The organism is Streptomyces shenzhenensis (genome assembly GCF_021462265.1).
GTDB lineage: Bacteria > Actinomycetota > Actinomycetes > Streptomycetales > Streptomycetaceae > Streptomyces > Streptomyces shenzhenensis.
This window is the reverse complement of record NZ_JAJONF010000019.1, coordinates 1-26,938: the sequence shown is the minus strand read 5'-3', so window position 1 is coordinate 26,938 and position 26,938 is coordinate 1. Positions and strand designations below refer to the sequence as shown.

Genomic DNA, 26,938 nt, shown 5'->3' with positions numbered 1-26,938 from the left:
ACCACCGGCTACGAGGTTATACGCCCTGACTGACAGAGCTCATATTGAAGTCGGGCACTCGCAGCGCGGGCATCGCAGCCCTGGTGAACCAGTCGCTCCACTCCCGCGGCAGCGTCTTTTCCGTGCGCCCGGCCTCGGTCGCCCGCCCGAGCAGGTCCACCGGCGACTCGTTGAACCGGAAGTTGTTCACCTGCCCGGTGACCTGGCCGTTCTCCACGAGGTAGACGCCGTCCCGGGTCAGGCCCGTGAGCAGCAGTGTCGCCGGGTCGACCTCGCGGATGTACCAGAGGCAGGTCAGCAGCAGCCCGCGCTCGGTCGAGGCGACCATGTCGTCCAGGGAGCGGTCCTGGCCGCCGTCGAGGATCAGGTTGCCGCCCGCCGTGGCGACCGGCAGCCCGGTGAGGCCGGCGGTGTGGCGGGTGGTGGTCAGGTTCTTCAGCACGCCGCCCGAGACCCACTCGGTGGAGCCGACGGGCAGCCCGTTGTCGAAGACGGACTGGTCGCCGCCGGAGGAGTGCGCGACGACGAAGGGCGCGGACTCCAGACCCGGCTCGTTCGGGTCGCTGCGCAGGGTCAGCGGCAGGTCGGTCAGCTTCTCGCCGACGCGGGTGCCGCCGCCCGGCTTGGAGAACACCGTCCGGCCCTCGGCCGCGTCCCGCCCGGACGCCGACCACAGCTGGTAGATCAGCAGGTCGGCGACGGCGGTCGGCGGCAGCAGCGTCTCGTACCGGCCGGCCGGGAGGTCCACGCGCCGTTCGGCCCAGCCGAGCCGTACGGCGAGCTCGGCGTCGAGCACGCCGGGGTCGACGTCCTTGAAGTCCCGCGTGGAGCGCCCCGCCCAGGCGGAGCGCGTACGGTCGGGCGACTTGGCGTTCAGCTCCAGCGTGCCGGTGGGCTGGTCGTGCCGCAGCCGCAGGCCGGTGGAGGTGCCCAGGTACGTCGACACGAGTTCGTGGTTGGCGAAGCCGTACAGCTCGCGGCCACCGGCACGCGCGCGTGCGAAGGCCTCGCCGAGCGCCGGGGCGAAGTCGGCGAACACGGCGGAGGAGGTCTCGGCGGGCGCGTCCGTGAAGTCCGGCGCCTCCGGTACGCCGGTGACCAGCGGCTGGGCGTCCTCGGCTGGCCCGGCGCCCCGCGCGGCGGCCTCGGCGGCCCGCACCAGCGGCTCCAGGTCGTCGGGGGTCACGGCCGACCGGGAGACGACGCCCGACGCCGTGCCCTCCTTGCCGTCCACGGTGGCGACGACGGTGAGCGAACGGCCGCGCGTGACGCCGTTGGTGGTGAGCGCGTTGCCGGCCCAGCGCAGGTTGGCCGTGGAATGCTCGTCGGCGATGACCACGCAGCCGTCGGCGCGGGACAGTTCCAGCGCGCGCTCGACGATCTCGTGCGGCTTGTTGGTGCGGGCACTCATCGGCCGGCCTCCTGCGTGGTGTTGAGACTGTGCTTTCCCGGGGACGTCGGCATGAGCGGCTGCCGCCGCGGGCCCCCGGACCCCCGGCCGAGCCCTGCACTGACGCTCATCGACCGCCCTCCTGCGTGGTGTTGAGGATGTTGACGCCCTTGAAGAGGGCCGAGGGGCAGCCGTGCGAGACGGCGGCGACCTGTCCCGGCTGGGCCTTGCCGCAGTTGAAGGCGCCGCCGAGGACGTACGTCTGGGGGCCGCCGATGGCCGCCATGGAGCCCCAGAAGTCGGTGGTCGTCGCCTGGTAGGCGACATCGCGCAGCTGCCCGGTGATCCGGCCGTTCTCGATCTTGAAGAACCGCTGTCCGGTGAACTGGAAGTTGTACCTCTGCATGTCGATCGACCAGGAGCGGTCGCCCACCACATAGATCCCGCGGTCCACCCCGCCGATCAGGTCCTCCGTCGCCAGCCCGCCCGGGTCCGGCTGCAGGGACACGTTGGCCATGCGCTGCACGGGGACGTGTCCGGGGGAGTCGGCGTAGGCGCACCCGTTGGAGCGGTCGAAGCCGGTCAGCCGCGCGATCCTGCGGTCCAGCTGGTAGCCGGCCAGCGTGCCGTTCTTGACCAGGTCCCAGGACTGGGCCGCGACGCCCTCGTCGTCGTACCCGATGGTCGCCAGGCCGTGCTCGGCGGTGCGGTCGCCGGTGACGTTCATCAGGTCGGAGCCGTACTTCAGCTTGCCGAGCTGGTCGAAGGTGGCGAAGGAGGTGCCGGCGTAGGCGGCCTCGTAGCCGAGCGCGCGGTCCAGCTCGGTGGCGTGGCCGATGGACTCGTGGATGGTCAGCCACAGGTTGGAGGGGTCGACCACCAGGTCGTACAGACCCGCCTCCACGCTCGGCGCCCGCATCTTCTCGGCCAGCAGTTCCGGGATCTGCTCCAGCTCGGCGTCCCAGTTCCAGCCGGTGCCGGTGAGGTACTCCCAGCCGCGGCCGACCGGCGGCGCGATGGTCCGCATCGAGTCGAACTCGCCGCTGGACTCGTCGACCGACACGGCCGTCAGCTGCGGATGCAGCCGCACCCGCTGCTGGGTCGTCACGGTCCCGGCCGTGTCGGCGTAGAACTTGTTCTCGTGCACGGTGAGCAGCGAGGCGTCCACGTGGTTGACGCCGTTCGCCGCCAGCAGCCGCGCGCTCCACTCCGCGAGCAGCGCCGACTTCTCCTCGTCCGGCACGGCGAACGGATCGATCTCGTACGACGAGATCCACGTCTTGTCCGCGTGCACCGGCTCGTCGGCCAGCTCCACCCTCTCGTCCGACCCGGCCGCCTTGATGACCTGCGCCGAGAGTTTCGCCATGGCCACCGCCTGCGACGCGACCTTGGCCGCGGCGTCGAGGCTCAGGTCCACCCCCGACGCGAAGCCCCAGGTGCCGCCGTGGACGACCCGGACCGCGTACCCGAGGTCGGTGGTGTCCGACGACCCGGCGGGTTTGGCGTCCCGGAGCCGCCAGGACGCGCTGCGCACCCGCTCGAACCTGAAGTCCGCGTGCTCGGCCCCCAGCGCACGCGCGCGTGCCAGCGCGGCGTCGGCCAGGGCCTGTAGCGGAAGCGCCGTGAAGGCTTCGTCGATGGAATGAGGCACGGAGGTCTCCCTGCTGTCGTGGCCTGTCCGTCCGATCATGTCGCGCCCGTGGGTGCGCGGACCACAGGTTTCGGCCCGGCGCCGGGGCTTTCTGTAGGGACCCGACAGTGACTCTCCTCAGCCACTGTCGGTGCCCGCTTGCCCGCGGTGATGGCCGGACCGATAGGTTTTCGATGAAGCCGCCTGTCATGCCAGCTGTTCGGGCGGGTGTCAGACCGAACGAAAGGGTGATCCGTTGAGCCGCTCGGTTCTCGTCACTGGAGGCAACCGGGGCATCGGCCTCGCCATCGCCCGCGCATTCGCCGACAACGGCGACAAGGTCGCCGTCACGTACCGCTCGGGTGAGCCGCCGGCCATCCTCAAGGAACTCGGCTGCCTGGCCGTCAAGTGCGACATCACCGACTCCGAGCAGGTGGAGCAGGCCTACAAGGAGATCGAGGAATCACACGGCCCGGTCGAGGTCCTGATCGCCAACGCCGGCATCACCAAGGACACGCTCCTGATGCGCATGTCCGAGGAGGACTTCACCTCGGTCCTGGACACCAACCTCACCGGCACCTTCCGGGTGGTCAAGCGCGCCAACCGCGGCATGCTGCGCGCGAAGAAGGGCCGCGTCGTCCTCATCTCGTCGGTCGTCGGCCTCTACGGCGGCCCCGGCCAGGCCAACTACGCCGCCTCCAAGGCCGCCCTGGTCGGCTTCGCGCGGTCCCTCGCCCGCGAGCTGGGCTCGCGCAACATCACCTTCAACGTCGTCGCGCCCGGTTTCGTCGACACCGACATGACCAAGGTGCTCACCGACGAGCAGCGCGCCACCATCGTGTCGCAGGTGCCGCTCGGCCGGTACGCGCAGCCCGAGGAGGTCGCCGCGACGGTGCGGTTCCTCGCCTCGGACGACGCCTCGTACATCACTGGAGCCGTCATCCCCGTTGACGGCGGACTGGGAATGGGTCACTGATCACCATGAGTGGAATCCTTGAGGGCAAGCGCATCCTGATCACGGGTGTGCTGATGGAGTCCTCCATCGCCTTCCACGCGGCCAAGCTGGCCCAGGAGCAGGGTGCCGAGATCATCCTCACCGCGTTCCCGCGGCCCACGCTGACCGAGCGCATCGCCAAGAAGCTGCCGAAGCCCACCAAGGTCATCGAGCTCGACGTCACCAACGACGAGCACCTCGGGCGGCTGGCCGACCTCGTCGGCGAGGAGCTCGGCAGCCTGGACGGGGTCGTCCACTCCATCGGCTTCGCCCCCCAGGACGCCCTCGGCGGCAACTTCCTCAACACGCCGTTCGAGTCCGTGGCCACCGCCATGCACGTCTCGGCGTACTCCCTGAAGTCGCTGACCATGGCCTGCCTGCCGCTGATGCAGAACGGCGGCTCGGTCGTCGGTCTCACCTTCGACGCCCAGTACGCCTGGCCGCAGTACGACTGGATGGGTCCGGCCAAGGCCGCCCTGGAGGCCACCAGCCGCTACATCGCGCGCGACCTCGGCAAGCAGAACATCCGCTGCAACCTCATCTCCGCCGGCCCCATCGGCTCCATGGCCGCCAAGTCCATCCCCGGCTTCAGCGACCTGGCCGCGGTCTGGGACCACCGCTCCCCGCTGGAGTGGGACCTCAAGGACCCGGAGCCGGCCGGCAAGGGCATCGTCGCCCTGCTGAGCGACTGGTTCCCGAAGACCACCGGCGAGATCATCCACGTGGACGGCGGCCTGCACGCCATCGGAGCCTGAGCCGCCCGGACTCCTCGAGGCCCGCACCCCGCCAGGGTGCGGGCCTCACCCGTTCGGCCCACCGGCCGGGCCGCCGCCGCGACGACGGCGCACGCTGGACTACGCGTGGAGCAAGCGTTCACCGCGCGACGTCCCTCCCCAGCCCGGCCGAGGAGGCCCCCTTGTGCGCCTGTCCCGCAGCCTGGCCCCGGTGACCCTGGCCTTCGCCCTCGTGCTGTCGCTGCCGTACGACGCGCGGTCCCACGCGCGCGTGCCGAGCGGACACAAGCCGGCCCCGCAGCTGTTCGGTGCCTCCTGCCGGACCACCGTCCGCGGTTCCCATGTGGTGGCCTACTGCCACAACCCCTACGTCGACACCGACCGGGTCCGGCTGCACATCGAGTGCGCCCAGTGGTGGGACATCGACACCGACGGCTCCCCGGTCGACACCGGTCCGGCGATGACCGTGCGGCTGGCCGGCCGCTGCTGGAAGGACGTCCGCGCGGTGTGGATCAGTCACCAGAAGGTGAGCTGAACCGGTCCGGACGGCACAGGAACGGGTAGCTCGCCGCCTCCTTCGCGGCCGCGTCCGCGTCGCCCGCGCGGATCGCCTCGACCAGCCGGGTGTGGTCCATGTACGACTGCGGCGTCAGCTCGGCGCCGACGTCCGCGCGCAGCCACTCCCGCAGCACCTCGCCCAGGTCGGCGTACATCGCCGTCAGCGCGTCGTTGTGCGAGGCGGCCACCACGGCCAGGTGCAGGGTCGCGTCCGCCGTCACGAAGGCCTCCGCGTCGCCCGACCGCCAGGCCTGCTCGCGGCGCGCCAGCAGGGCGTCGAGCTGCCCGAGGTCCTTCTCGGTCCGGCGGACCGCGGCCAGCCGGGCGGCCGACGACTCCAGGGTCGAGCGCAGTTCGGCGATGTGCCGGGGGTCGGCCGCGGCGAACCGGCGGTGCATCACGCCGGCCAGCTCACTGGTCGCCGCGACGTACGTCCCCGAGCCCTGGCGGATGTCCAGCAGGCCGTTGTGCGCCAGCGCCCGGACGGCCTCGCGGACGGTGTTGCGGGCCACCCCGAGCTGCTCGACCAGCTCCGGCTCGGTGGGGATGCGCGAGCCCACCGGCCACTCGCCCGAGGTGATCTGGTTCCGCAACGCGGCGATGACCTGTTCGGACAGTGCCGAGCGGCGCGGATGACTCAGAGGCATGGCACACCTTCGCACGCGAGGGCCCGCCGGACGCGGCCGGGACGGCCCGGGGATGGACAACCAATCATCCCATGATTCTATGATGAGTCACATGACAGGCAAGGAGACCCGCCCCACGAGTTCCACGACGGGACGGACGGCACCGCGGGCGAAGGCGCCGGCGGCAGCAGAGACGACGGCGTCCCACGGGAGCCCCGCGACCGCCACGCGCGCGTGGACGACACGGCTGGTCGTCATCGGCATCGTGCTGTCCGCGGTCAATCTCCGGCCCGCCATCACCAGCCTCGGCGCGCTCCTGGAAGACGTCCGCGACGGCCTCGGCATGAGCGGCAGCGCGGCCGGACTGCTCACCTCCGTGCCCCCGCTCTGCTTCGCCGTCTTCGGCGTCACGGCTCCCCGCCTCGCCCGCCGCTTCGGACCGGCGGCCGTCGTCTGCGCCGCGATGGCCGCCGTCACCGCCGGACTGCTGATACGCCCGTACGCCGGGAGCACCGCCGGGTTCCTGGCCGGCAGCGCGCTCGCGCTCATGGGCATCGCGGTCAGCAACGTCCTGATGCCGGTGATCGTCAAACGCTGGTTCCCCGACCGGGTCGGCTCCATGACCGGCCTGTACTCGATGGCTCTCGCCGTCGGCACCTCGGTGGCCGCCGCGGTGACCGTGCCCGTGACCGACGCGCTGGGCGGCGGCTGGCAGAGCGGGCTGGCCGTGTGGGCCGGGCTCGCGGCGGCCGCGGTGCTGCCATGGGTTCCGCTGGTACGGGACCGGGGACCGGCGCCGACCGCCGGGGCCCGGGCCGGGGCACGCGCGCGTGCGGAGCGACAGCCGCCCGCCCTGCGGATCACCCGCAGCCGTACCGCCTGGGCGCTCGCCGTGTTCTTCGGGCTCCAGGCCACCGCCGCCTACATCACGATGGGCTGGATGGCGCAGATCTTCCGCGACGCGGGCGTCTCCGCGAGCACGGCCGGGCTGCTGCTCGCCGTCACCATGGTGATGGGCGTACCACTGGCCTTCGTCATCCCGCGCGTGGCCACCCGGCTGCCACGCCAGGGCCCGATCGTGATCGCCCTCGGCGTCTGCGGTCTCGCCGGATACGCCGGCCTGTACCTCGCGCCCGCGGCCGGCGCCTGGGCCTGGGCCGTGCTGCTCGGAATCTCGACCTGCGCCTTCCCGCTCGCCCTCACCATGGTCGGGATGCGGGCCAGGACCGCGGCGGGCGTCGTCCAGCTCTCCGCTTTCGCCCAGAGCACCGGATACCTCATCTCGATCCCCGGCCCGCTGCTGGTGGGCGTGCTCTACCAGCACAGCGGTGGCTGGGGCCTGCCGATCGCCCTCATGATCGGCCTGATGATCCCGCAGATGGCCGTCGGCGTCCTGGCGGGCCGCGACCGTACGGTGGAGGACGAGGCGGCCGCGACCGCCTGACGCCGCACCGCCGGTCCGCCGCACCGCCGGCCCGCCGGTCTCGGCGGTGCGTGTCGCGGCCACCCCGCGCGGTCCGTACGCGTCCGGGGGTGCCAGACTGGTCCCATGCCAGTGCTCGACCCGAACCCCCAGAACGGTCAGAAGAAGATGCTGATCGTCTTCGGCTCGTTCTTCGCCATCTTCATCGTCATCGCCGTCATCGCGACCCTCGCGTCACCCTGACCACCGCAGGCCACCGCCTCCGCGGCCGATGGTGGGGCCAGCCCCACCATCCCCTAGGGGGTAAGGGTCAGGGTCAAGTGGGTGGATCACCGGATGGGGCGGCCACCGCGGATTCCGTAGATTCGAGGTGTGGCCGCGAGGGCGGCCGACGGACCCCGGAGACCAGCGGAGGCGATCATGCCGGCCCTAACGCACACCCGGCACCACCCGGCGACCCCGGGCAGCGTCGGCATCCGGCTCCCCTGGTGGGCGCTCGCCCTTCCCGCGCTCGCCTTCGTCGCTCTGCTGACCCTCATACTGAACCCGGCGGACGCCCACGCGGCCACCGGCGACCCCGCCGTCACCCACCTCTTCGAGCGCGTCCAGCAGCTCGTCACCCGCTAGCCGCCGTACCGCGGGACGGGGCGAAGTCGCATGTCAACTCCCTGCGCCCGATGGCCTGTTTCATGCGAAGCTGGGTGCCATGAGCGTCGCAGAACCCCGCAGGATTGTCCTCTTCCGCCATGCGAAAGCCGACTGGCCACAGGTGACCGACCACGAGCGGCCGCTCGCTGACCGGGGCCGAATGGACGCCGCCGTCGCCGGACGCAAGCTCGCGGACAGCGGCATCACCTTCGACCTGGCCCTGTGCTCCACTTCCGTGCGCACCCGGGAGACCTGGAAGCTCGCCGTCCACGAGCTCGCGCACCGGCCGAAAACCGTCTACGAGGAGCGGGTGTACGAGGCCTCGCCGGGCGAGCTGATCGCCGTGCTCAACGAGGTGCCCGACGACGTACAGAACGTGATCCTCATCGGTCACAACCCCGGCGTGCACGGCCTGGCCGAGATCCTCGCCGCCACCGCCGAGACCGACGCCCGCGAGCGGATGAACCGCCGGGGCTTCCCCGCCGCCGCCTTCGCCGTCGTGACGTACGAGGGCTCCTGGAAGGCCTTGGAGCCCGGCGTGGCCACGCTCGCGGACTACTGGGCACCCTCGGAGTGACCATTCCACCGCGCCACCGCTGACGCGGCACGAGGGACCACGAGGGACGACCAGGGGCCCGGCACCGTGGAGACGGCGCGGGCCCCCTCGTGTCCGGCCGGATCGGCCGGACAGCTCAGCTCTCGTCAGCTCTCGTCAAGGGTGTCCGCCGCCTCGACCTCTTCGCGGGTGACACCCAGCAGATACAGCACCGTGTCCAGGAACGGGACGTTCACCGCCGTGTGCGCGGCCTCGCGGACCACCGGCTTGGCGTTGAAGGCGACACCGAGGCCGGCCGCGTTCAGCATGTCCAGGTCGTTGGCCCCGTCACCGATGGCCACGGTCTGCGCCAGCGGCACGCCCGCCTCGGCGGCGAACCGGCGCAGCAGCCGCGCCTTGCCCGCCCGGTCCACGATCTCGCCGGTCACCCGGCCGGTCAGCTTCCCGTCGACGATCTCCAGCGTGTTGGCCTGGGCGAAGTCCAGCCCCAGCCGCTCCTTCAGATCATCGGTGACCTGGGTGAAACCGCCCGAGACCACGCCGACTTGGTAGCCGAGCCGCTTCAGCGTACGGATCAGGGTCCGTGCACCGGGCGTCAGCCGCACCTCGGCGCGCACCTTCTGCACGACCGACTCGTCCAGTCCCCTGAGCAGCGCCACGCGCGCGTGCAGCGACTGCTCGAAGTCCAGCTCGCCGCGCATCGCGGCCGCCGTCACCTCGGCGACCTGGTCCTCGCAGCCGGCGTGCGCGGCGAAGAGCTCGATCACCTCGTCCTGGATGAGCGTCGAGTCCACGTCCATGACCACCAGGCGCTGGGCCCGCCGGTGCAGACCGGCCGCAACCACCGCGATGTCCACGCCGAGCTCGGCCGCGTCGGAGACCAGGGCGGTGCGCAGCGGCTCGGTCTCCACGCCGGACACCGCGAACTCGACGGCCGTCACCGGGTACTTGGCGAGCCGGAAGATACGGTCGATGTTGCCGCCGGTCTTGGCGATCCGCGCGGCGATGGCAGCCGTCGACTCGGCGGTCAGGGGGTGACCGAGGACGGTGACCAGGGAACGGCCGAGGCCACGCGGACGGTTGTCGCCGCGGCCGGAGATGATCTCCGCCTGCATCTTCACCGACTCCGCCCAGCTGTGCACGGTCGCCCGGAGGTCGCCCTCCAGACCCGCCGGGGGCTGGGTCACGAGCACGCACAGCACCAGTCGGCCTCGCGTGACGACCTGCTCGATGTCGACCACGTCGACCATGTAGGCGGCAAGAGTGTCGAAGAGGCCGGCCGTGATGCCCGGCCTGTCCTTGCCGAAAATCTTGACGAGGAGAGTGGGGACCTCGGAGGTCTGCGGATCGCTCATGGTGTAACCACCGTAACCGGCACCCCGTGCCTGCGGCGCAGGTGGTCCGCCTGACGGACACGGAACAATAGGTGTCGGCCCGGTGTCCGCCGCTTTGCTTCCGGACTACAGGCGAACGCGCGTGCGATGCCGACGGCCGTGGCGGCAGCGCATCCGGGCTGTGTTGTCACACCCGCTTCAGTAACCGGGGCGCGCGGACGGCGGACGGCACGATCCGTTCGGACGGCAGACGGCACGATCCGCGCACCCGGCGGACGTCACCATCAGCGCGGACGCCTGGGCGGCCGCGGAGGGGGCGGGGACGGGGGAGGAGGCGGTGGTGGCGGCGGGGGCCCGGCGCCGGGACCGTCCTGGGAGCCGTCGGGCCGCCGTGCGCTCGGCCGCGGCCGAGCGGAGCGGGGCGGCTGGGGCTGGTCGAGCGGCCGGGCCAGGGTGGGAGCGCCGTACACATCGCCCGGGTCCGGCGGCGGTGCGTCGCGGGGAGGCCCGCCGCCACCCGGCCGACGCTCCCGCGGTGCCCGGCGGTCGTCGGCGCGCCGGTCGCCGTCCGCCGGGGACGGCGCGCCCGGCGGACGACGGCCCGGGGCGGCGGCACCACTCGGCGGTGCCGCTCCGGCCCCTTGCGCTGCACCGGGCCAGGCCCCACGGCCGCCCCCCGCCCCCCGCAGCTCCTCCGGCACCCGGAGATAGGGGTTCGTGTCCGGATTCGGCGGACGGTAGGGCGTCCCGGGCGCGTAGGGCCCCGCCTCCTCGCTGCCGGCCGGCCCCGGAGCCCCGCCGGCCCGCCGGTACGGCGGCCCGCCCCCTGCCCCGTCCTGGCCCGCGGCACCCAGTGCCGCCGGGGCCGCACGTGACCCGGCCGCGCCGGTCACCCACGCCAGCAGCGCCCCCGCGGCTCCCGCCGCCGCACCCCAGAGGGCTCCGAGCAGCAGCGCCATGCCCAGCTGCCCGTGCAGTCGGATCCCCGCCCCGAACGCGTCGAAGCCCAGCACCGACAGCGAGGCGTCCACCGACACAGCCGCCAGCCAGGCCAGCAACGGCAGCGTGAGCGCGGTGGCGATCCCCAGCCGCACGGCACACCGTCCGGCGAATCCCAGCGCCCCGGAACCGGAGCCCGGCCGGCCGGCGCCGCCCACCCCGCCCGACCCGGTCGCCCCCACCGGAGTCCGCGCCGCCGTGAACACCCCGGCCAGCAGCATCAGCAGCGCCGCCGCCACTCCCAGCAGCCACACCCGCCCGTCCAGGTCGGCAAGGCGGCCCAAGGTCACCGACTGGTCGGACCTCGAGTTCAGCAGGCCGTCCAGGGGGTGCGGCAGAAACATGGTCAGGACGCCCGTGGCCCTGCCGTCGAAGGGCACGAAGAGGCCGATCGGGATGCCCAGCCAGACGCCGTTCGGGGCGCCGAGCAGGGCCGCGCCCAGGATCCTGGCCGGATGCGGGTCACCGATCGCCGCGTAGGCCGCCGCCGCCCAGCCGGCCGCCACGGCCACCAGCAGTACCGTCACCAGCGCCGAGGCCGCCGGCCGCACCACCCGGTGCACCGCCGTCCAGCCGGGCGGCAGCGGCGTCCGGCGCGAGGCCAGCAGGGCGATCAGCAGGATGCCCGCCGACCAGCCGAGGCCGCCGAGCAGTGTCGCCGCCGTGTCCACGCTGAAGCCGACCGCGGCCTTCGCATGCACGAGGTTGCCGAGGCGGTCGGGGAGCAGCCCCCCGATGTCACCGATGCCGGGGATCCTCAGCCCGCCGCCGCCCCCTCCCCCCGTCACCTTGTCCAGCCCGAGCGCACCGCCGTCGATGGTCACGACGGAGTGCCCCGCCCAGGCCAGCCCGCCCAGGACCGCCACGAACAGCATCACCACCGAGCCCGCGCGGGCCAGCAGTTCGGCCGGGGCGATGACAACTCCGGCCGTGCGCAGGGACCGTAAGAAGAACCATGACAAAAGGAGCGCACCGACCAGGCTCACCCCCAGTGGCGTGATCTCGATGGCCGTGGTGGCGTCCGCTCCCTTCAGGCCGAAGGCGGACAGATCTCCGTCCGGGGTGACCGAACCACCCGCCCCGAGCGCCACAACCGCCGCGGTCATCGGGCCCAGTGAGCCCGCCGCGTCGGCCCGCAGCAGGTGCAGACCCAGCGCCGCCGTACCCGCCATACCGATCAACGCCCAGCTCACGGCGGCGATCGCGGACAGCAGGATGTCGGCCCACGGCAGCCGCGCGCCGTGCCTCACGTGCTCGACTCCCGTGCCAGACGCACCAGCACTCATGACAGGCCCCCCGATCCGCAGCCGCCCCGGACCACTCCGCCGCGCTTGTCCCCCTCGCGTGGATTACCACTCTCCGGCCCGGTTTCAACCCCGTCAACGGAAAGAGCCGAAGCGATCGTGCGAGGACTCCGCAAGGCCCGGCTTTCGGTCAGAGGGCCGAGCCTGGAATAGTTCCCGACGATGTTCGACATCCCTAGACTCCCTGTGATGGGGCAACTCGGGGGACTACTCATGGGGCTTGGAGTGCCGGAACTCGTACTGGAATCAGACGGACGCACCTGGACGCTCGATCCGTCCAGGTCATACACCCTCGGACGCGATCCGCAGGGGGACATCGTGTTCGACGACGCCAGGGTCTCCTGGCGGCACGCCACGATCAGCTTCGACGGCCGCAGTTGGGCCATCGAGGACCACGGCAGTACCAACGGCACCTTCGTGCACAGCAGGCGGGTCCAGCGGTCGGAGATCGGCCCGGGCTCGGCCGTCCATCTCGGCAACGCGAACGACGGACCGCGCCTGGGTCTCTCCGGCCCCGCGGCCGCCGTCGCCCAGCCGCAGCCGTACGCGGCGCAGGGCGCGGGCGGCGCGGGCTGGGCCCAGCCGCCCGCGCCGCAGCCGTCGGCCGCGCAGCCGCCGGCTCCGCAACAGGGCTGGCAGCAGGCCTCGTCGGCGATCCCGCACCAGCAGGGCGCCCCGGCCATGGCCGCCACCGGTGGCGACGCGGGGGCGCCGCCGGTCTACGGTGACCGCAGCCCGACCACGTTCCACCAGTTCTCCATCGGCCGCGTGATGCGCATCGGCCGTGCCCTGGACAACGAGCTGGTCGTCTCCGACCTGCAGGTCTCGCGCCACCACGCCGAGTTCCACTCCACGCCCGACGGCCGTATGGAGATCCGCGACCTCGGCTCGCACAACGGCACGTACGTCAACGGTATGCCGATCGCCAAGGGCGGCAGCGCGCTGCTCGGCCCGAACGACATCGTGGGCGTCGGCCACTCCACCTTCCGGGTCGTCGGCGACCGGCTCGAAGAGTTCGTCGACACCGGTGAGGTGTCCTTCTCCGCACGCCACTTGACCGTCACGGTCGACGGGGGCAAGCAGATCCTCAAGGACGTCTCCTTCGGCGTCCCGGAGAAGTCCCTGATCGCGGTCATCGGACCGTCGGGTTCCGGCAAGTCGACCCTGCTCAAGGCGCTCACCGGCTACCGCCCCGCCAACGAGGGCGAGGTCCTCTACGACAACCGCAACCTGTACAAGCAGTTCGCCGAGCTGCGCCAGCGCATCGGTCTGGTTCCGCAGGACGACATCCTGCACAAGGAGCTGACCGTCAAGAAGGCCCTCAAGTACGCGGCCAAGCTGCGCTTCCCCGCCGACACCACGGCTCAGGAGCGCGAGGCCCGCATCGACGAGGTGCTGCGCGAGCTGAAGCTCGACATCCACAAGGAGAAGAAGGTCACCTCCCTCTCCGGCGGCCAGCGCAAGCGGGTCTCGGTGGCTCTGGAACTGCTCACCAAGCCGTCGCTGATCTTCCTCGACGAGCCCACCTCGGGCCTCGACCCGGGCATGGACCGCGATGTCATGCAGCTGCTGCGCGGTCTCGCCGACGACGGCCGCACGGTCCTCGTCGTCACCCACTCGGTGGCCGAGCTGGCGCTGTGCGACAAGCTCCTGGTGATGGCGCCGGGCGGCGCGGTGGCCTACTTCGGGCCGCCGGAGGAGGCGCTGAACTTCTTCGGCTACGACACCTGGGCCGATGTCTTCTCCGCCTTCGAGAACTACCGCGACTACGACTGGGCCGGCCGCTGGAAGGGCTCGCAGCACTACCAGATGTACGCCGCGGACATCGACGCCATCGAGCCGCAGTCCGTACCGATGCCTCCGATGCAGGCGATGAAGCCGCCCAAGCCGCAGGGCTGGATGTCGCAGTTCGCCACCCTGGTGCGCCGCTACGTGTCGGTGATCGCCTCCGACAAGGGCTTCCTGGCCCTGACGGTGATCCTGCCGCTGGTCCTCGGCTCGGTGAGCCTGCTGATCGACTCGGGCAAGGACCTGCTGGTCAACACGGAGATCAACCCGACGACCCAGCAGCCCGTCCCGAACGGCACGGCCACCACGGTCCTGCTGATCCTCGCGGTCGGCGCCTGCTTCGCCGGTGCCGCCAACTCCGTCCGTGAACTGATCAAGGAACGGGTCATCTACGAGCGGGAGCGCGCGACCGGCCTGTCCCGCTCCGCCTACCTGATGTCCAAGGTCTTCGTGCTCGGCATCGTCACGGTCCTGCAGGGCCTGCTGGTCGGCGTCATCGGCTTCGCCAGCCGGACGATGCCGGCCGAGGGCGTGGTCTTCGGCCACCTCACGCTCCTGGAACTCTGCCTGCCGGTCATGGCGCTGGGCTTCACCTCGATGATGTTCGGCCTGGTCATGTCCGCGCTGGTGAAGACCTCCGAGAAGACCATGCCGCTGCTGGTCATGTTCGCGATCATCCAGGTCGTCTTCACCGGCTGCCTGTTCGCCCTGAACGGCACGATCGGCGTCAACCAGTTCTCGTACCTGATGCCGTCGCGCTGGGCCGTCGCCGCCGCGGGCGCCACCCTGGACTTCAACAGGATCGCCCCGCCCGGCAAGGGCAAGCCCGACGACCCGCTGTGGGCGCACACCGCCGGCGCCTGGACGCTGGACATGATCGCCCTGATCGTCCTCGGTGTGGTCTGCGCCTTCTTCGTCGCCCGCTTCCTGCGCCGCCACGAACCCGAGGTCATGCGCAAGTAGTCCTTCCGTACGACGTCGAAGGGCGGCACCCCGCAACGGGGTTCCGCCCTTCGACGTGTCGGTGCCGAGGCCCGCGCTGCCTCAGTACGCGCTGTTCACGTTGTCGATCGAGCCGTAACGGTGCGCTGCGTAGTTGGCGGCGGCGGTGATGTTGGCGACCGGGTCGTAGATGTTCTGGGACGTACCGGAGACGTGGTACGTGGCGAAGGTCGGCGGGATGACCTGGAGCAGCCCCTTGGACGGGATGCCGTTGATCGCGTTGATGTCCCAGTTGTTGATCGCGTTCGGGTTGCCGGAGGACTCCCGCATGATGTTGCGGTGCAGGCCGTTGTAGGAGCCCGGGATGCCCTTGGTGTGCATGATGTCGAGGGCCTGGCGGATCCAGCCGTCGAGGTTGTTGGCGTAGGTCTGCGCTGCGACCAGCTGGATCTGCGGGCGCTGCGCGGACCGGCTCGCGGCCTGCCCGGCGGTGCGCTTGGCGGCCGCGACGTGCTTCACGTGGGCCGAGTGGACCTTCTTGACGTGCGCCGCGTGCAGCTGGTGGGCGGAGGTCGCCTTCCTCTTGGCGGCGATGGCCTCGAGCTTGACGTTCTGCAGGGCCAGCTGATCCGTGACCGTGCCGCTGACGTCCTTGATCTGCTCGGTGCCGTAGGCCACCTTGGCGGCGGTCTCGGGGGCACCGGACGCGACCGTCTCGGCGCTGCTCGGCACGGCCGAGAAGGCGAGGGTGGCGGCGCCGAACGCGGCGACACCGGCGAGCGCGATCTTGTGGTGCTTGGTCAGCGTGCGACTGTGGGCGTGCTTGGGCATGGGCAGTAGGACCTCTTCGAAATAGCGCGGAGGTTGCTCCTTGTCTGCGGGGGAGACCGGCTCCTCCTGCACGAACACCGCGAGGGGAACCCGCGGTGCTGAGCGACGGCAGCCATTCTTAGCGGTCGCAAAATGCCGTGGCAAAGGTGTGACTTACTACCCCGGATAGTGGAGCCCGTGGTGGCAAAACGGGACAGACTGGAACGTCTGCCCCGTTCGCGCCGGGACTCTTTCTCTCCTATGTCCGTTCGTACGTGATGTGCGCCCTATGCGCGGCCTCACATCGGCCGCACAGGGATCTCACCAGGAGTTGCTGTCGCAATGCTCTGTGTGAGGGCCTTCCCCCGGGAGGACAAGGTGGACGTCCCCGAACTCGTGCCAGAGGTAGCGCCCGCGCAGCGCTTCCTCGTAGCCGCGGTCGACCGCGGCCCGCCCCGCGACCGCCTCCAGCATCAGCAGATGCGAGGCCTCCGGCTCGTGCAGTCCGGTCAGCAGCCCGTCCACCACCCGTACCCCGCGCTCGGGTGTCACCACGAGATCCGTCCACCCGTCGGCCGCCCGTACCACCCCGTCGGCCCCCGCGGCCGACTCCACGGCCCGCACCGCGGTCGTCCCCACCGCGATCACCCGCCCGCCCGCCTGTCGTCCACCGCCCTCGCGAGGAGGCACCGCGTGCCTTTCCCGACCGGCTCTCACGTTGTTGATCAGCCGCGCGGACGCCTCCGGTACGGCGAAACGTTCCGCGTACGGCGGCTCGTGCACCTCCGCCGACGACACCCCGGTGTGCAGCGTGACCGGCGCGAACTGCACCCCGCGGCGCACCAGCTCCGCCACCAGCCGCGTGGTGAAGGGCCGCGCCGCACTCGGCATCTCCGCGCTCCCCGCCCCGTCCGCCGACGGCAGCGCGAACACCGTCTGATAGACGGACAACGGCTGGTTCCGCTCCGTATAGGAGTAACGGATCGGCCGCCCGTGCTCCTTCAGCACCCCGCGTACGTCCACCGAGGCCCGCGCCCACCACAGCCGCTCGCCCCGCTCGCTCAGCGGCTCCTCCAGGACCAGCCGCCCGCCCCCGGGCAGCCGCACCGCGGTTTCCGCGCGGGTGCCCGCACGCGCGCGTGTCGTGCCGTTCCCGTCCGGCTCCCGCAGCTCGACCGCCCACCGCCCGTCGTCCCCGCGCGTGGAGAAGTGCACCACCACGCGCGCGTACCCGACCCGCCCGTCCACGGCCGCCGCCAGCGTCGCCGAGGTGTTCACCACCAGCAGGTCGCCGGCCCGCAGCAGGCACGGCAGCTCGGCGAAGGCGTGATGCGACACCGCCGTCCCGCGCGACACCAGGAGCCGTACGGCGTCCCGCTCCAGCCCTGGGCCACGCTGCTCGGCCGGCACCCGCGCGGACAGCTCCTCCGGCACCCGCAGCACCGTCGTCATCGCCCCTCCACCAGAGCCGGCGCCCCGTACCGCCCGCTCGCCGGCCGCTCGTCGAGCAACCGCAGGAACGCCGGTACGACAGTCACCGGGGCCGGCCGCGGATCGTCGTCGTCCGGTACAGCCGCCGCGTACAGGTCGGTCGCCATGTCCCCGGGATCCACCGCCCACACCCGCAGCCCCGGCTCCTCCACGCCGAGCACGGCCGCCAGCTGGTCCAGGGCCGCCTTCGAGGCGCCGTAACCGCCCCAGGTCTCGTACGCCTCGGCGCCCGCGTCCGAACTGACCGTCACCACCGCACCCGCCGCCGACTCCCGCAGCAGCGGCAGCGCCTCCTGGACCAGACCCAGCGCGGCCACCACGTTCACCTCCAGCGCCCGGCGCAGCCCCGCCAGCGGCAGCTCGCCCAGGCGCACCAGCGGCTCGGCGCCCAGCGCGCTGGCGTTGCTCACCAGCAGGTCCGTCCCGCCCAGCTCCCGCGCGGCGGCCACCAGAGCGGCCCGGTGCCCGCTGTCGGTCACATCGCCGGGCAGCGCCACCACCCGTGTCCCGTGCCCCGCGACGGCCTCTGCCGCCTCCTTCAGTTCCCCGGCGCCCCTGGCGTCCAGCACCAGATCCCAGCCGCGCGCCGCCAGCGCCTCGGCCAGCGCCCGCCCCAGCCCCTTCGAGGCCCCCGTGATGATCCCTACCGGCATGACAACCGTCCCCTCGGCTCCGTCCGCCCGCGTCGGCGGTGATCCCAACGTAGGAACGCGACCGCTCCGGCCGCCTCGGACGCGGGCCGCAACCTGGCGGGGCCCTTCGGACTAAGCCGCCGGGCCGGGCCTCGCGTCCTAGGTCCCCGGACCTACGGCCACCGGTCCGGGTCCTGCGCCGCCGGCCCGATCCGCGGTGTCACACCCCGCCGGTACCGTGAGGACATGAGTCAAGGTCCCCGGTCCGGTCTGGCGGCGGTGAGCTCCGCGCTGCTGGCCATGAGCCGGCATCTGGAGGTGCGCGACGTCCTCAAGACGATCGTCGCCTCCGCGCGCGAGCTGCTCGACGCGCAGTACGCCGCGCTCGGGGTCCCCGACGACCACGGCGGCTTCGCCCAGTTCGTCGTCGACGGCGTCACCGACGCCCAGTGGAAGGCCATCGGCCCGCTCCCGCGCCAGCACGGCATCCTCGCGGCGATGCTGCGCGAAGCGAAGGCCGAGCGCCTCGCAGACGTCCGCACGGACCCCCGCTTCGAGGGCTGGCCCTCGGCCCACCCCGAGATGTCCGACTTCCTGGGCCTGCCGGTCCGGGACGGCGACGAGGTGATCGGCGCGCTGTTCCTCGCCAACAAGAACTGTCAGAAGCCGGAGGGGGGCTGCGGCTTCACGGCCGACGACGAGGAACTGCTCGCCATCCTCGCCCAGCACGCGGCCATCGCCCTCACCAATGCCCGCCTCTACGAGCGCAGCCGCGAGCTGACCATCGCCGAGGAGCGCTCCCGGCTCGCCCACGAGCTGCACGACGCGGTCAGCCAGAAGCTGTTCTCCCTGCGTCTGACCGCCCAGGCCGCCGCCGCCCTGGTCGACCGCGATCCCGCCCGCGCCAAGGGCGAGCTGCAGCAGGTGGCCGCGCTGGCCGCCGAGGCCGCCGACGAGCTGCGCGCCGCCGTGGTCGAGCTGCGCCCCGCCGCCCTCGACGAGGACGGCCTGCTGGCCACCCTGCGCACCCAGGTCCAGGTCCTCGACCGCGCCCACAACGCGCGCGTGACCTTCGCCGCCAGTGGCTTCCGGGCCCTGCCCGCCGCCCAGGAGGAGGCCCTGCTCAGGGTCGCCCAGGAAGCCCTGCACAACGCCCTGCGGCACTCCGGGGCCGACCACGTCGACGTCACCGTGAACCGGCGCGGCGGCGGAGCCGTCCTGCGGGTCACCGACGACGGCCGTGGCTTCGACCCGCACCTCACCCGGCGAGCCGGACGCCACCTCGGCCTGGTCTCCATGCGGGACCGGGCGAGCGGCGTCGGCGGCACGCTGACCGTGGAATCGGCGCCCGGCAAGGGCACCACGATCGAGATGGAGGTCCCCGGTGGCTGACGCGATCCGGGTGCTGCTGGTCGACGACCACCAGGTCGTCCGCCGGGGCCTGCGCACCTTTCTGGAGGTCCAGGACGACATCGAGGTGGTCGGCGAGGCCGCCGACGGCGCCGAAGGGGTCGAGCGCGCCCAGGAGCTGACCCCCGACATCGTCCTCATGGACGTCAAGATGCCCGGCCTCGACGGCGTGGCGGCGCTGCGCAGGCTCCGCGAACTGGACAACACCGCGCGCGTGCTGATCGTCACCAGCTTCACCGAACAGCGCACGGTCGTCCCGGCCCTGCGCGCGGGCGCCGCCGGATACGTCTACAAGGATGTCGATCCCGACGCGCTCGCCGCCGCGATCCGCTCCGTGCACGCGGGACACGTCCTGCTCCAGCCCGAGGTGGCGGGCGCCCTGCTCTCCCAGGAGGAGGCAGGCGGCGGCCAGGGCAGGGGCGGTGCGCTCACCGAGCGGGAGCGCGAGGTGCTCGGGCTGATCGCCGACGGCCGCTCCAACCGGGAGATAGCGCGCGCCCTGGTGCTGTCCGAGAAGACCGTCAAGACGCACGTCTCGAACATCCTGATGAAACTGGACCTCGCCGACCGCACCCAGGCCGCCCTGTGGGCCGTCCGCCATGGCGTGGCCGGCTGAAACGCCCTCCGCAACGCTTCACGGGCGGCACCCCGGATGGTTGTCTTCCGGGCTGAGATTCATACCGTCGTGGGAATGTCACCCGGACGGCGCATCCTCTGCCGGCCGCCGCCGTTCTCCAGTGCGTGCTGCGGCGACCGCCGTGGCGATCGCCAAGGAGGGGTCCAGAAGTGAAGAACCTGAAGAAGGCAGTGGCCGTGACGATGGTGGCCGGCGGGATCGTGGCCGCCGGTGCGGGAATGGCGTCCGCCCACACCTGCGGCGCCGCCGCGGCCGGCGCGGCCCACGGTTCTCCGGGCGTCGTCTCGGGCAACGTCATCCAGGCCCCGGTGGACGTTCCGGTCAACGTCGTCGGCAACAGCATCAACGCCGTCGGCGTGCTCAACCCGGCCTTCGGCAGCCTCGGCCTCAACAACTGAGACCGCACCGCGGCATCGGCCTCCGGCCTTCCGGCGCCCCCGGAAGGCCGGCCGGCACCGTCCCCGGCCCCCTCAGCGCTCCCGCTCGCGCTCCTCGACCACCGAGTTGTACGCCGCGACCTGCGCCCGCCGGGCCGTCCGCTCCACCGGGCGCAGCGCCAGCGAACGCGCCGCCATCTCCGACGCGCTCACCGCCCCGCCGTGCCCGTTCTCGTAGGCCAGTGAGATCAGCAGCCCCACCCGCTGCGCCAGCTCCAGCACCCGCACCGCCCGCGGCGGATATCCCGGCGCCAGTACCTCCCGGCCCTGTTCGGCCCGTGCCCGGTACGCGTCGATCGCCGCCTGCGCCACCGGGCCCGACCCCGCGACATCCAGCTTCGACAGGACATCGGTGGCGTCCCGCAGCGCCTCCGCCAGTTCCCGTTCCGCCTCACCGAGCGACGGCACGTCGGCCGGCGGCGCCTCCCGCACCGGCAGCACATGCCAGACCACCTCGACATGCACATCGCCGGCGGGCCCGGCCTCATACACCTCAGGCACCAGACCGAGCGCGGCGCCGTGACAGATCACCGCTTCCTCGGCCTCCAGCGCCCGCGCATTGAACTCCGGCGGCCCGCTCAGCCCCAGTGGATGCCCCGGCGCCGGCAGCGCGACCCGCAGCCCGGCCGTCCCCAGCGTCCGCAGCCGCCCCAGCGCCAGCGTGAGCCCGACCGGAGCGGACTCGCCCGGCAGCCCCTCGACCCGGTGCACCGCGTCCTCGCCGACGATGGCGAGCACGGCGTCATCCGGAGAGACAAGTCCGGCCAAAAGGGCGTTTCCCCAAGCGGTGAGGCGTCCTGAACGCGGTTCCGAGAGCATGCGTCCACCCTAAGGACCGGACCGATGGAATGGAGCGCCGCACTCGTGGCGTAGATTTCGTAGGGGCCGCGCCCACCGGCGCCGCCGCCCGGCCCACAGGCGTACGCGACAGCCGAGAACGGCGACACTGCAAGGGGAGACAACGCGCTCATGAGCGATGTTCTGGAGCTTCAGGACGTATCCGTGGTCCGGGAGGGCCGGGCTCTGGTGGACCAGGTCTCCTGGTCGGTGAAGGAGGGCGAGCGCTGGGTCATCCTCGGTCCCAACGGCGCCGGCAAGACCACCCTCCTCAACGTCGCGTCCAGCTACCTCTTCCCCAGCAAGGGGACCGCCACCATCCTCGGCGACACCCTCGGCAAGGTCGACGTCTTCGACCTGCGCCCGCGCATCGGCATGGCGGGTGTCGCCATGGCCGAGAAGCTCCCCAAGCGCCAGACCGTCCTGGAGACCGTGCTCACCGCCGCCTACGGCATGACCGCCCACTGGCAGGAGGAGTACGACGAGGTCGACGAGCAGCGCGCCCGTGCCTTCCTCGACCGCCTCGGCATGACCGAGTACGTCGACCGGAAGTTCGGCACCCTCTCCGAAGGCGAGCGCAAGCGCACTCTGATCGCCCGCGCCCTGATGACCGACCCCGAACTGCTCCTCCTCGACGAACCCGCCGCCGGACTCGACCTCGGCGGCCGCGAGGACCTGGTCCGCCGGCTCGGCAGGCTCGCCCGCGACCCGATCGCCCCCTCCATGATCATGGTCACCCACCACGTCGAGGAGATCGCCCCCGGCTTCACCCACGTCCTGATGATCCGCCAGGGCAAGGTCCTCACCGCCGGTCCGCTGGAGCTCGAACTCACCTCCCGCAACCTCTCCCTCTGCTTCGGCCTGCCGCTCGTCGTCGAACAGCTCGGCGACCGCTGGACCGCTCACGGACTGCCCCTGTCCTGACGGGGCCTGACGGCCCTTCACCCGGCAAAGCGCACTGTCGGGGTCGGTACCCCCGGGCCTACCATGGCTGTGTGAACAGCATCGACGCGTGGGTGTGGTGGCTCGTCGTCGCGGCGGCGCTCGGGATTCCGCTCGTGGTGACCGCGATGCCGGAATTCGGCATGTTCGCGGTCGGCGCGGTGGCCGCCGCCGGTACCGCCGGACTCGGCGCGGGCGTCGTGCTCCAGGTAGTCGTCTTCCTCGTCGTCTCGGTCGCGCTGATCGCCGTCGTACGGCCCATCGCGAACCGGCACGCCGCCCAGCGTCCCCGACTCGCCTCGGGCGTCGACGCGTTGAAGGGCAAACAGGCCGTCGTACTCGAACGCGTCGACAGCGCGGACGGACGGATCAAACTCGCCGGCGAGGTCTGGTCGGCGCGCGCCCTCGACCCGGACCGTGCCTACGAAGTGGGCCAGGAAGTGGACGTCGTGGAGATCGAGGGGGCCACGGCGATTGTCATCTGACCTCGAAATACTCAACTGAACAGAAGAGTCGCCGAGTTGTGCGTGCGTCTGTCAGACTCATCCCGCAAGATCTTCAACAACCATAAGATCTGCCGAAGCGCCAAGGCGGAGAAGGGTACGGGGAGCGACGATGGAACCGGTCATCATCGTCCTGGTCATTCTGGTGGTGTTGGTCTTCATCGCCTTGGTCAGGACGATCCAAGTCATCCCACAGGCGAGCGCCGCCATCGTCGAGCGCTTCGGCCGCTACACGCGGACACTGAACGCGGGCCTCAACATCGTGGTCCCGTTCATCGACACCATCCGCAACCGCATCGACCTGCGTGAACAGGTCGTCCCGTTCCCGCCGCAGCCGGTGATCACCCAGGACAACCTGGTCGTGAACATCGACACCGTCATCTACTACCAGGTGACGGACGCCCGCGCGGCCACCTACGAGGTCGCCAGCTACATCCAGGCCATCGAGCAGCTCACCGTCACCACGCTCCGCAACATCATCGGCGGCATGGACCTGGAACGCACCCTGACCTCCCGCGAGGAGATCAACGCGGCCCTGCGCGGCGTCCTGGACGAGGCCACCGGCAAGTGGGGCATCCGCGTCAACCGCGTCGAACTCAAGGCGATCGAACCGCCGACCTCCATCCAGGACTCGATGGAGAAGCAGATGCGCGCCGACCGTGACAAGCGGGCCGCGATCCTCACCGCCGAAGGCACACGCCAGGCCGCGATCCTCACCGCGGAGGGCGAGAAGCAGTCCCAGATCCTGCGCGCCGAGGGTGAGGCCAAGGCGGCGGCGCTGCGCGCGGAAGGCGAGGCCCAGGCGGTCCGCACCGTCTTCGAGGCGATCCACGCCGGTGACCCGGACCAGAAGCTCCTCTCCTACCAGTACCTCCAGATGCTCCCGAAGATCGCCGAGGGCGATGCCAACAAGCTCTGGATCGTCCCCAGCGAAATCGGCGACGCCCTCAAGGGCCTCTCCGGCGCGATGGGCAACTTCGGCTCCCTGGGCGGAGGTTCGAACGGCGGCGGCAACATCCCCGCTCAGGAACGCCGCGAGAAGCCGAACATCGACTAGGGCCGCTCGTAAGCAGACGTTCCCCGCGCCTACGTAAGGGGCGCGGGGAACTGCGCGTCAAGCCACAACGCGGCCGCAGCCGCCGAACAACCGACACCTGGCGCCCTCTCAGGCGGCAGCATCCCCCGCCAGCCACTCGGGCAGCGCCGCCAGATCCTCGGCCCCCATCGCCAGCAGCATCGCATCCTGCGGCGAAGGCTCGAACGGCTTCCGAAGCAACGGCATCCCCGCCTGGTCCGGCGTCCGGTCCGCCTTCCGGTGATTGTCCTCCGCGCACGAGGCCACCGTGTTGAGCCAAGAGTCCTGACCGCCCTGGGCCCGGGGCACCACATGGTCGACGGTCGTCGCCCGGCGCCCGCAGTACGCGCACCGGTGCCGGTCCCTGACCAGCACCCCCCGCCTCGACCAGGGCGCCTGTCTCCGGAACGGCACCCGTACGTACCTGCACAGTCTGATCACCCGAGGCGCGGGTATGTCCACATCCGCACCGCGCATGCGCAGTTCGGGGTGGGCCTGCTCGACGACGGCCTTGTCCTGGAGCACCAGAACGACGGCGCGGTTCAACGTCACCGTAGACAGCGGCTCGAAGCTCGCGTTCAGTACCAGCGTGTCACGCATCCAGCCCACCTCCCATGTGCACCTGCCCACCCCCGGCGGGCTTGGATCAACTCTGGACGGGCGCGCCGAGATGGACAACGCAATAAAAACTGCCCGCCTCTGATCACTTCCATGACCAGAGGCGGGCAAACGTTCAATGAACGCTCAGCTGATGTCGCGCGCCGCGTCAGCCCTGCTCGGGGTTCTCGTACTCCCCGACGAGCTGCGCACGCGCGATCGCGTGGAACCGCAGATTGAACCCGACGACGGCAGGCGACACATCGGCGTCCGGACCGAGCTTCTCCTGGTCCACCGCGTACACCGTGAAGACGTACCGGTGCGGCCCGTCCCCGGGCGGCGGCGCGGCACCGCCGAAGTCCTTCGACCCGTAGTCGTTGCGCACCTGCACCGCGCCCTCGGGCAGTCCCTCGAACTTGCCGCTGCCCGCACCGGCCGGCAGCTCGGTCACCGAGACCGGGATGTCGAACACGCACCAGTGCCAGAAGCCGCTGCCCGTCGGGGCGTCCGGGTCGTAGCAGGTCACGGCAAAGCTCTTGGTCCCGGCCGGGAAGCCTTCCCACCGCAGCTGCGGCGAGGTGTTGCCCTTGGCGTAGACCTGGGCGTCCTTGAGCGTCGCCCCTTCCTCGATGTCCTCGCTCGTGACCGTGAACGACGGGACGGGCGGATGGAAGTCATGGGGGAGCGGCCGCCGCTTGAACTCGGTCACCTCGGTACCTCCTGATCGATACTGATCGATTACGGAACCGGTTACGGAATCCGCAGTTCCCGAGCCTAGAACCAGTTGCGCTTGCTGCCGACCTCGGACAGCCACTGGTTGAGATAAGCCGCCCAGTCGGTCCCGTGGAAGTCGTGCAGTCCCACCTGGAACGAACGGAAGGTGTCGCTGCCCTCGCTGAACAGCCCCGGCTTCTTGTCCATTTCGAGGACGACGTCCATGGCGTGCGCGTCCGCAACGAAGCTCAGCTCGACCTGGTTGAGCCCCCGGTACTGGGACGGCGGGTGGAACTCGACCTCCTGGTAGAACGGCAGTGTCTGCCGCGTCCCCCGGATGTGCCCCTTCTCCAGGTCCGCGTTCTTGAAGCGGAAGCCCAGCTGGATGAAGGCGTCGAGGATCGCCTTCTGCGCGGGCAGCGGATGTACGTTGATCGGGTCCAGATCCCCGGAGTCGATGGCACGCGCGATCTCCAGCTCGGTGGTCACCCCGATGTGCATCCCGCGCAGCGCCTGCCCGTCGATCATCGTGACGGGCGTCTCCCACGGAATCTCCAGCCCGAACGGCACCGTGTGCACGGCCCCGGCCTGAAGCTCGAAGGCACCGCCGAGCCGCACCTTGCCGAAGCCGATGTTCTGCTTGTACTCCTCGTCGCCGCTCTCCACCTCGACCCGCGCCTGGAGACCCACGGACAGCCCCTGGATCTCCTGGTTCACCGAGCCGCCCTGGATCCGCACCTCACCCTGGACGACACCGCCCGGTACGACGTTCGCCTCGGTGAGCACCGTCTCGACGGACGCCCCGCCGGCCCCCAGGCTCGCGAGCAGCTTCTTGAACCCCATGACTCTCCTCTACTACCTACGACTACCTACTACGTACGGACCCTTGATCCCTACAAACGCGATCCGGCCACGACCGGTTCCGGCCCACACCCTGGCAAGCGCACGTTTTTTTGACCAGCCCTTGGTGTCCGCGGCCTGGACTAGGCTCGGACGCCATGATCGCGCCCCCGGACCGTACGCCACTCCCCAGAACCTTCTTCGGTCGCCCAGTACTGGAGGTCGCCCCCGACCTCCTCGGCCGCATCCTCGTCCGCACCACCCCGGACGGTCCGATCGCGGTGCGCCTCACAGAGGTGGAGGCGTACGACGGCCCGAACGATCCCGGCTCGCACGCCTATCGCGGCCGCACCCCCCGCAACGACGTGATGTTCGGTCCGCCCGGACACGTGTACGTCTACTTCACCTACGGCATGTGGTTCTGCATGAACCTCGTCTGTGGTCCGGAGGGCACGGCGAGCGCGGTCCTGCTCCGGGGCGGCGAGATCGTCGACGGCGCCGAGCTCGCGCGCAAACGTCGCCTTTCGGCCCGATACGACAGAGAACTGGCCAAAGGGCCGGCTCGTCTGGCCACCGCCCTGGGCGTCGACCGGGCCCTGGACGGCACGGACGCGTGTGCCGCAGGCGAGACACCGCTACGGATACTGACCGGGACCCCCGTCCCCTCCGACCAGGTACGCAACGGTCCGCGCACCGGCGTCGCCGGCGAGGGCGGCAACGGCGACGTCCATCCCTGGCGCTACTGGATCGCCAACGATCCCACCGTGAGCCCGTATCGGGCACATGTCCCCAGGCGCCGCTCAAGTTGACGCGTCCCTGGAAGGTGCGTAACGTAGCCCGAGCCGCTTGAACCGGGTACGGCAATCGCCAGCAGCCGGGAGCGGCCACCCACTACCTGCGACTTCCCCTGACGGGGTCGATTTCGGCATGCCTGCATGCCTGAATTCGAACTCCTGGAACTCGATTATGAGTCCCGGCGGGAATCGGCTAACGTAGTGAATGTCGAAAGGCCGACGGGCGAAAGCCGGAAAGCCTCAAGACAATCCCGCCGACCGGGAATCGGACGCCGAAAGGATCTGATAGAGTC

Annotated in this window: 27 protein-coding genes; 15 read left to right on the top strand and 12 right to left on the bottom strand. The window is 71.1% G+C overall.

The genetic code is table 11. From position 1 onward, the window contains the following. Positions 1–16 precede the first annotated feature (16 nt). Positions 17–1,411, bottom strand: a complete 1,395-nt coding sequence (locus LQ326_RS23945; RefSeq protein ID WP_234539582.1) for a metallopeptidase TldD-related protein — start codon at positions 1,409–1,411, stop codon at positions 17–19. A gap of 106 nt (positions 1,412–1,517) precedes the next feature. After that, on the bottom strand, positions 1,518–3,080 hold the full coding sequence (locus tag LQ326_RS23940; protein WP_268207470.1) for a TldD/PmbA family protein: 1,563 nt from the start codon (positions 3,078–3,080) through the stop codon (positions 1,518–1,520). Positions 3,081–3,276: 196 nt separating this feature from the next. Between LQ326_RS23940 and fabG the strand changes: the two genes are divergently transcribed. The 3 genes from fabG to LQ326_RS23925 all read left to right on the top strand — a co-directional run bounded on the left by fabG (position 3,277) and on the right by LQ326_RS23925 (position 5,283). Continuing rightward, positions 3,277–3,996, top strand: a complete 720-nt coding sequence (gene fabG / locus LQ326_RS23935) for a 3-oxoacyl-[acyl-carrier-protein] reductase (protein ID WP_234539579.1) — start codon at positions 3,277–3,279, stop codon at positions 3,994–3,996. 5 nt (positions 3,997–4,001) lie between these two features. Continuing rightward, entirely contained in the window at positions 4,002–4,769 is a 768-nt protein-coding gene (gene fabI, locus LQ326_RS23930; RefSeq protein ID WP_234539578.1) for an enoyl-ACP reductase FabI, read from the top strand. 163 nt (positions 4,770–4,932) lie between these two features. Beyond that, positions 4,933–5,283, top strand: a complete 351-nt coding sequence (locus LQ326_RS23925; RefSeq protein WP_234539576.1) for a hypothetical protein — start codon at positions 4,933–4,935, stop codon at positions 5,281–5,283. On the opposite strand, the gene LQ326_RS23920 is transcribed toward LQ326_RS23925, so the two are convergent. Beyond that, positions 5,261–5,953, bottom strand: a complete 693-nt coding sequence (locus tag LQ326_RS23920) for a FadR/GntR family transcriptional regulator (protein WP_234539575.1) — start codon at positions 5,951–5,953, stop codon at positions 5,261–5,263. The two genes, LQ326_RS23925 and LQ326_RS23920, sit on opposite strands and share 23 nt — an antisense overlap. A gap of 79 nt (positions 5,954–6,032) precedes the next feature. Between LQ326_RS23920 and LQ326_RS23915 the strand changes: the two genes are divergently transcribed. From LQ326_RS23915 to LQ326_RS23905, 4 genes are all read left to right on the top strand, one after another. Further along, on the top strand, positions 6,033–7,376 hold the full coding sequence (locus LQ326_RS23915; protein ID WP_234539574.1) for a CynX/NimT family MFS transporter: 1,344 nt from the start codon (positions 6,033–6,035) through the stop codon (positions 7,374–7,376). Positions 7,377–7,481: 105 nt separating this feature from the next. Further along, positions 7,482–7,598, top strand: a complete 117-nt coding sequence (locus tag LQ326_RS47975) for an SGM_5486 family transporter-associated protein (RefSeq protein ID WP_089107830.1) — start codon at positions 7,482–7,484, stop codon at positions 7,596–7,598. A gap of 177 nt (positions 7,599–7,775) precedes the next feature. Then, on the top strand, positions 7,776–7,982 hold the full coding sequence (locus LQ326_RS23910; protein WP_234539572.1) for a hypothetical protein: 207 nt from the start codon (positions 7,776–7,778) through the stop codon (positions 7,980–7,982). Between the two features lie 79 nt (positions 7,983–8,061). Beyond that, entirely contained in the window at positions 8,062–8,580 is a 519-nt protein-coding gene (locus tag LQ326_RS23905) for a SixA phosphatase family protein (RefSeq protein WP_181805996.1), read from the top strand. A 125-nt stretch (positions 8,581–8,705) separates the two neighbouring features. Here LQ326_RS23905 and serB read toward each other — a convergent pair whose 3' ends face one another. Beyond that, positions 8,706–9,914, bottom strand: coding sequence for a phosphoserine phosphatase SerB (serB, locus tag LQ326_RS23900; protein ID WP_234539570.1), 1,209 nt, complete (start codon positions 9,912–9,914; stop codon positions 8,706–8,708). A gap of 263 nt (positions 9,915–10,177) precedes the next feature. Further along, entirely contained in the window at positions 10,178–12,178 is a 2,001-nt protein-coding gene (locus LQ326_RS23895; RefSeq protein ID WP_234539569.1) for a streptophobe family protein, read from the bottom strand. Positions 12,179–12,409: 231 nt separating this feature from the next. On the opposite strand from LQ326_RS23895, the gene LQ326_RS23890 reads away from it, so the two are divergent. Then, positions 12,410–14,947 carry an FHA domain-containing protein gene (locus LQ326_RS23890; RefSeq protein ID WP_234539568.1) on the top strand — a complete coding sequence of 846 codons (2,538 nt, stop codon included), beginning with the start codon at positions 12,410–12,412 and terminating at the stop codon, positions 14,945–14,947. A gap of 81 nt (positions 14,948–15,028) precedes the next feature. Here LQ326_RS23890 and LQ326_RS23885 read toward each other — a convergent pair whose 3' ends face one another. The 3 genes from LQ326_RS23885 to LQ326_RS23875 all read right to left on the bottom strand — a co-directional run bounded on the left by LQ326_RS23885 (position 15,029) and on the right by LQ326_RS23875 (position 17,880). Beyond that, positions 15,029–15,757: a transglycosylase SLT domain-containing protein gene (locus tag LQ326_RS23885; RefSeq protein ID WP_234539566.1), complete on the bottom strand. Its 729-nt coding sequence runs from the start codon at positions 15,755–15,757 to the stop codon at positions 15,029–15,031. A 300-nt stretch (positions 15,758–16,057) separates the two neighbouring features. Next, positions 16,058–17,188 carry an S-adenosylmethionine:tRNA ribosyltransferase-isomerase gene (locus tag LQ326_RS23880; RefSeq protein WP_234539565.1) on the bottom strand — a complete coding sequence of 377 codons (1,131 nt, stop codon included), beginning with the start codon at positions 17,186–17,188 and terminating at the stop codon, positions 16,058–16,060. After that, on the bottom strand, positions 17,185–17,880 hold the full coding sequence (locus LQ326_RS23875) for an SDR family NAD(P)-dependent oxidoreductase (RefSeq protein ID WP_234539564.1): 696 nt from the start codon (positions 17,878–17,880) through the stop codon (positions 17,185–17,187). Before LQ326_RS23875 ends, LQ326_RS23880 begins: the two co-directional genes overlap by 4 nt. Positions 17,881–18,105: 225 nt before the next feature. Between LQ326_RS23875 and LQ326_RS23870 the strand changes: the two genes are divergently transcribed. The 3 genes from LQ326_RS23870 (at position 18,106) to LQ326_RS23860 (ending at position 20,304) form a co-directional block, all read left to right on the top strand. Further along, entirely contained in the window at positions 18,106–19,251 is a 1,146-nt protein-coding gene (locus tag LQ326_RS23870; protein WP_234539561.1) for a GAF domain-containing sensor histidine kinase, read from the top strand. Continuing rightward, the gene (locus LQ326_RS23865) at positions 19,244–19,885 is read left to right on the top strand and encodes a response regulator (RefSeq protein ID WP_234539560.1); all 642 of its coding nucleotides are present in this window, start codon (positions 19,244–19,246) and stop codon (positions 19,883–19,885) included. Before LQ326_RS23870 ends, LQ326_RS23865 begins: the two co-directional genes overlap by 8 nt. Positions 19,886–20,055: 170 nt before the next feature. Beyond that, a complete protein-coding gene (locus LQ326_RS23860) occupies positions 20,056–20,304 on the top strand; it encodes a chaplin (RefSeq protein WP_234539558.1) in 249 nt (82 codons plus the stop codon). Between the two features lie 72 nt (positions 20,305–20,376). Here the strand turns inward: LQ326_RS23860 and LQ326_RS23855 are convergent, their stop codons facing one another. Then, a complete protein-coding gene (locus tag LQ326_RS23855) occupies positions 20,377–21,162 on the bottom strand; it encodes an Rv1486c family protein (protein ID WP_234539557.1) in 786 nt (261 codons plus the stop codon). 150 nt (positions 21,163–21,312) lie between these two features. On the opposite strand from LQ326_RS23855, the gene LQ326_RS23850 reads away from it, so the two are divergent. The 3 genes from LQ326_RS23850 to LQ326_RS23840 all read left to right on the top strand — a co-directional run bounded on the left by LQ326_RS23850 (position 21,313) and on the right by LQ326_RS23840 (position 23,682). Continuing rightward, positions 21,313–22,104, top strand: a complete 792-nt coding sequence (locus LQ326_RS23850) for an ABC transporter ATP-binding protein (protein WP_181805866.1) — start codon at positions 21,313–21,315, stop codon at positions 22,102–22,104. A gap of 71 nt (positions 22,105–22,175) precedes the next feature. Further along, positions 22,176–22,607: an NfeD family protein gene (locus tag LQ326_RS23845; RefSeq protein ID WP_234539555.1), complete on the top strand. Its 432-nt coding sequence runs from the start codon at positions 22,176–22,178 to the stop codon at positions 22,605–22,607. A 130-nt stretch (positions 22,608–22,737) separates the two neighbouring features. Next, positions 22,738–23,682, top strand: a complete 945-nt coding sequence (locus tag LQ326_RS23840; protein ID WP_234539553.1) for an SPFH domain-containing protein — start codon at positions 22,738–22,740, stop codon at positions 23,680–23,682. A 108-nt stretch (positions 23,683–23,790) separates the two neighbouring features. Here the strand turns inward: LQ326_RS23840 and LQ326_RS23835 are convergent, their stop codons facing one another. The 3 genes from LQ326_RS23835 to LQ326_RS23825 form a co-directional block, all read right to left on the bottom strand. Continuing rightward, complete coding sequence (locus tag LQ326_RS23835) at positions 23,791–24,300, bottom strand: HNH endonuclease (protein ID WP_234539551.1); 510 nt, start codon at positions 24,298–24,300, stop codon at positions 23,791–23,793. Positions 24,301–24,466: 166 nt separating this feature from the next. Continuing rightward, positions 24,467–25,006 carry a YbhB/YbcL family Raf kinase inhibitor-like protein gene (locus tag LQ326_RS23830; RefSeq protein ID WP_234539550.1) on the bottom strand — a complete coding sequence of 180 codons (540 nt, stop codon included), beginning with the start codon at positions 25,004–25,006 and terminating at the stop codon, positions 24,467–24,469. Positions 25,007–25,071: 65 nt separating this feature from the next. Further along, entirely contained in the window at positions 25,072–25,854 is a 783-nt protein-coding gene (locus LQ326_RS23825) for a sporulation protein (protein ID WP_234539548.1), read from the bottom strand. Positions 25,855–26,009: 155 nt separating this feature from the next. Here LQ326_RS23825 and LQ326_RS23820 point away from each other — a divergent pair, with 155 nt between their 5' ends. Beyond that, complete coding sequence (locus LQ326_RS23820; protein ID WP_234539547.1) at positions 26,010–26,660, top strand: DNA-3-methyladenine glycosylase; 651 nt, start codon at positions 26,010–26,012, stop codon at positions 26,658–26,660. Positions 26,661–26,938 lie beyond the last annotated feature (278 nt).

Bases quoted from the DNA above. Each gene is read 5' to 3' on its own strand.
- LQ326_RS23940 (WP_268207470.1), bottom strand. From the start codon at position 3,080: ATGATCGGACGGACAGGCCACGACAGCAGGGAGACCTCCGTGCCTCAT.
- LQ326_RS23885 (WP_234539566.1), bottom strand. From the start codon at position 15,757: ATGCCCAAGCACGCCCACAGTCGCACGCTGACCAAGCACCACAAGATC.
- LQ326_RS23890 (WP_234539568.1), top strand. From the start codon at position 12,410: ATGGGGCTTGGAGTGCCGGAACTCGTACTGGAATCAGACGGACGCACC.
- LQ326_RS23840 (WP_234539553.1), top strand. From the start codon at position 22,738: ATGGAACCGGTCATCATCGTCCTGGTCATTCTGGTGGTGTTGGTCTTC.
- LQ326_RS23880 (WP_234539565.1), bottom strand. From the start codon at position 17,188: ATGACGACGGTGCTGCGGGTGCCGGAGGAGCTGTCCGCGCGGGTGCCG.
- LQ326_RS23835 (WP_234539551.1), bottom strand. From the start codon at position 24,300: ATGCGTGACACGCTGGTACTGAACGCGAGCTTCGAGCCGCTGTCTACG.
- LQ326_RS23870 (WP_234539561.1), top strand. From the start codon at position 18,106: ATGAGTCAAGGTCCCCGGTCCGGTCTGGCGGCGGTGAGCTCCGCGCTG.
- LQ326_RS23850 (WP_181805866.1), top strand. From the start codon at position 21,313: ATGAGCGATGTTCTGGAGCTTCAGGACGTATCCGTGGTCCGGGAGGGC.
- LQ326_RS23825 (WP_234539548.1), bottom strand. From the start codon at position 25,854: ATGGGGTTCAAGAAGCTGCTCGCGAGCCTGGGGGCCGGCGGGGCGTCC.
- LQ326_RS23820 (WP_234539547.1), top strand. From the start codon at position 26,010: ATGATCGCGCCCCCGGACCGTACGCCACTCCCCAGAACCTTCTTCGGT.
- LQ326_RS23910 (WP_234539572.1), top strand. From the start codon at position 7,776: ATGCCGGCCCTAACGCACACCCGGCACCACCCGGCGACCCCGGGCAGC.
- LQ326_RS23915 (WP_234539574.1), top strand. From the start codon at position 6,033: ATGATGAGTCACATGACAGGCAAGGAGACCCGCCCCACGAGTTCCACG.
- serB (WP_234539570.1), bottom strand. From the start codon at position 9,914: ATGAGCGATCCGCAGACCTCCGAGGTCCCCACTCTCCTCGTCAAGATT.
- LQ326_RS23905 (WP_181805996.1), top strand. From the start codon at position 8,062: ATGAGCGTCGCAGAACCCCGCAGGATTGTCCTCTTCCGCCATGCGAAA.
- LQ326_RS23855 (WP_234539557.1), bottom strand. From the start codon at position 21,162: ATGCTCTCGGAACCGCGTTCAGGACGCCTCACCGCTTGGGGAAACGCC.
- LQ326_RS23945 (WP_234539582.1), bottom strand. From the start codon at position 1,411: ATGAGTGCCCGCACCAACAAGCCGCACGAGATCGTCGAGCGCGCGCTG.
- LQ326_RS23920 (WP_234539575.1), bottom strand. From the start codon at position 5,953: ATGCCTCTGAGTCATCCGCGCCGCTCGGCACTGTCCGAACAGGTCATC.
- fabI (WP_234539578.1), top strand. From the start codon at position 4,002: ATGAGTGGAATCCTTGAGGGCAAGCGCATCCTGATCACGGGTGTGCTG.
- LQ326_RS47975 (WP_089107830.1), top strand. From the start codon at position 7,482: ATGCCAGTGCTCGACCCGAACCCCCAGAACGGTCAGAAGAAGATGCTG.
- LQ326_RS23875 (WP_234539564.1), bottom strand. From the start codon at position 17,880: ATGCCGGTAGGGATCATCACGGGGGCCTCGAAGGGGCTGGGGCGGGCG.
- LQ326_RS23895 (WP_234539569.1), bottom strand. From the start codon at position 12,178: ATGAGTGCTGGTGCGTCTGGCACGGGAGTCGAGCACGTGAGGCACGGC.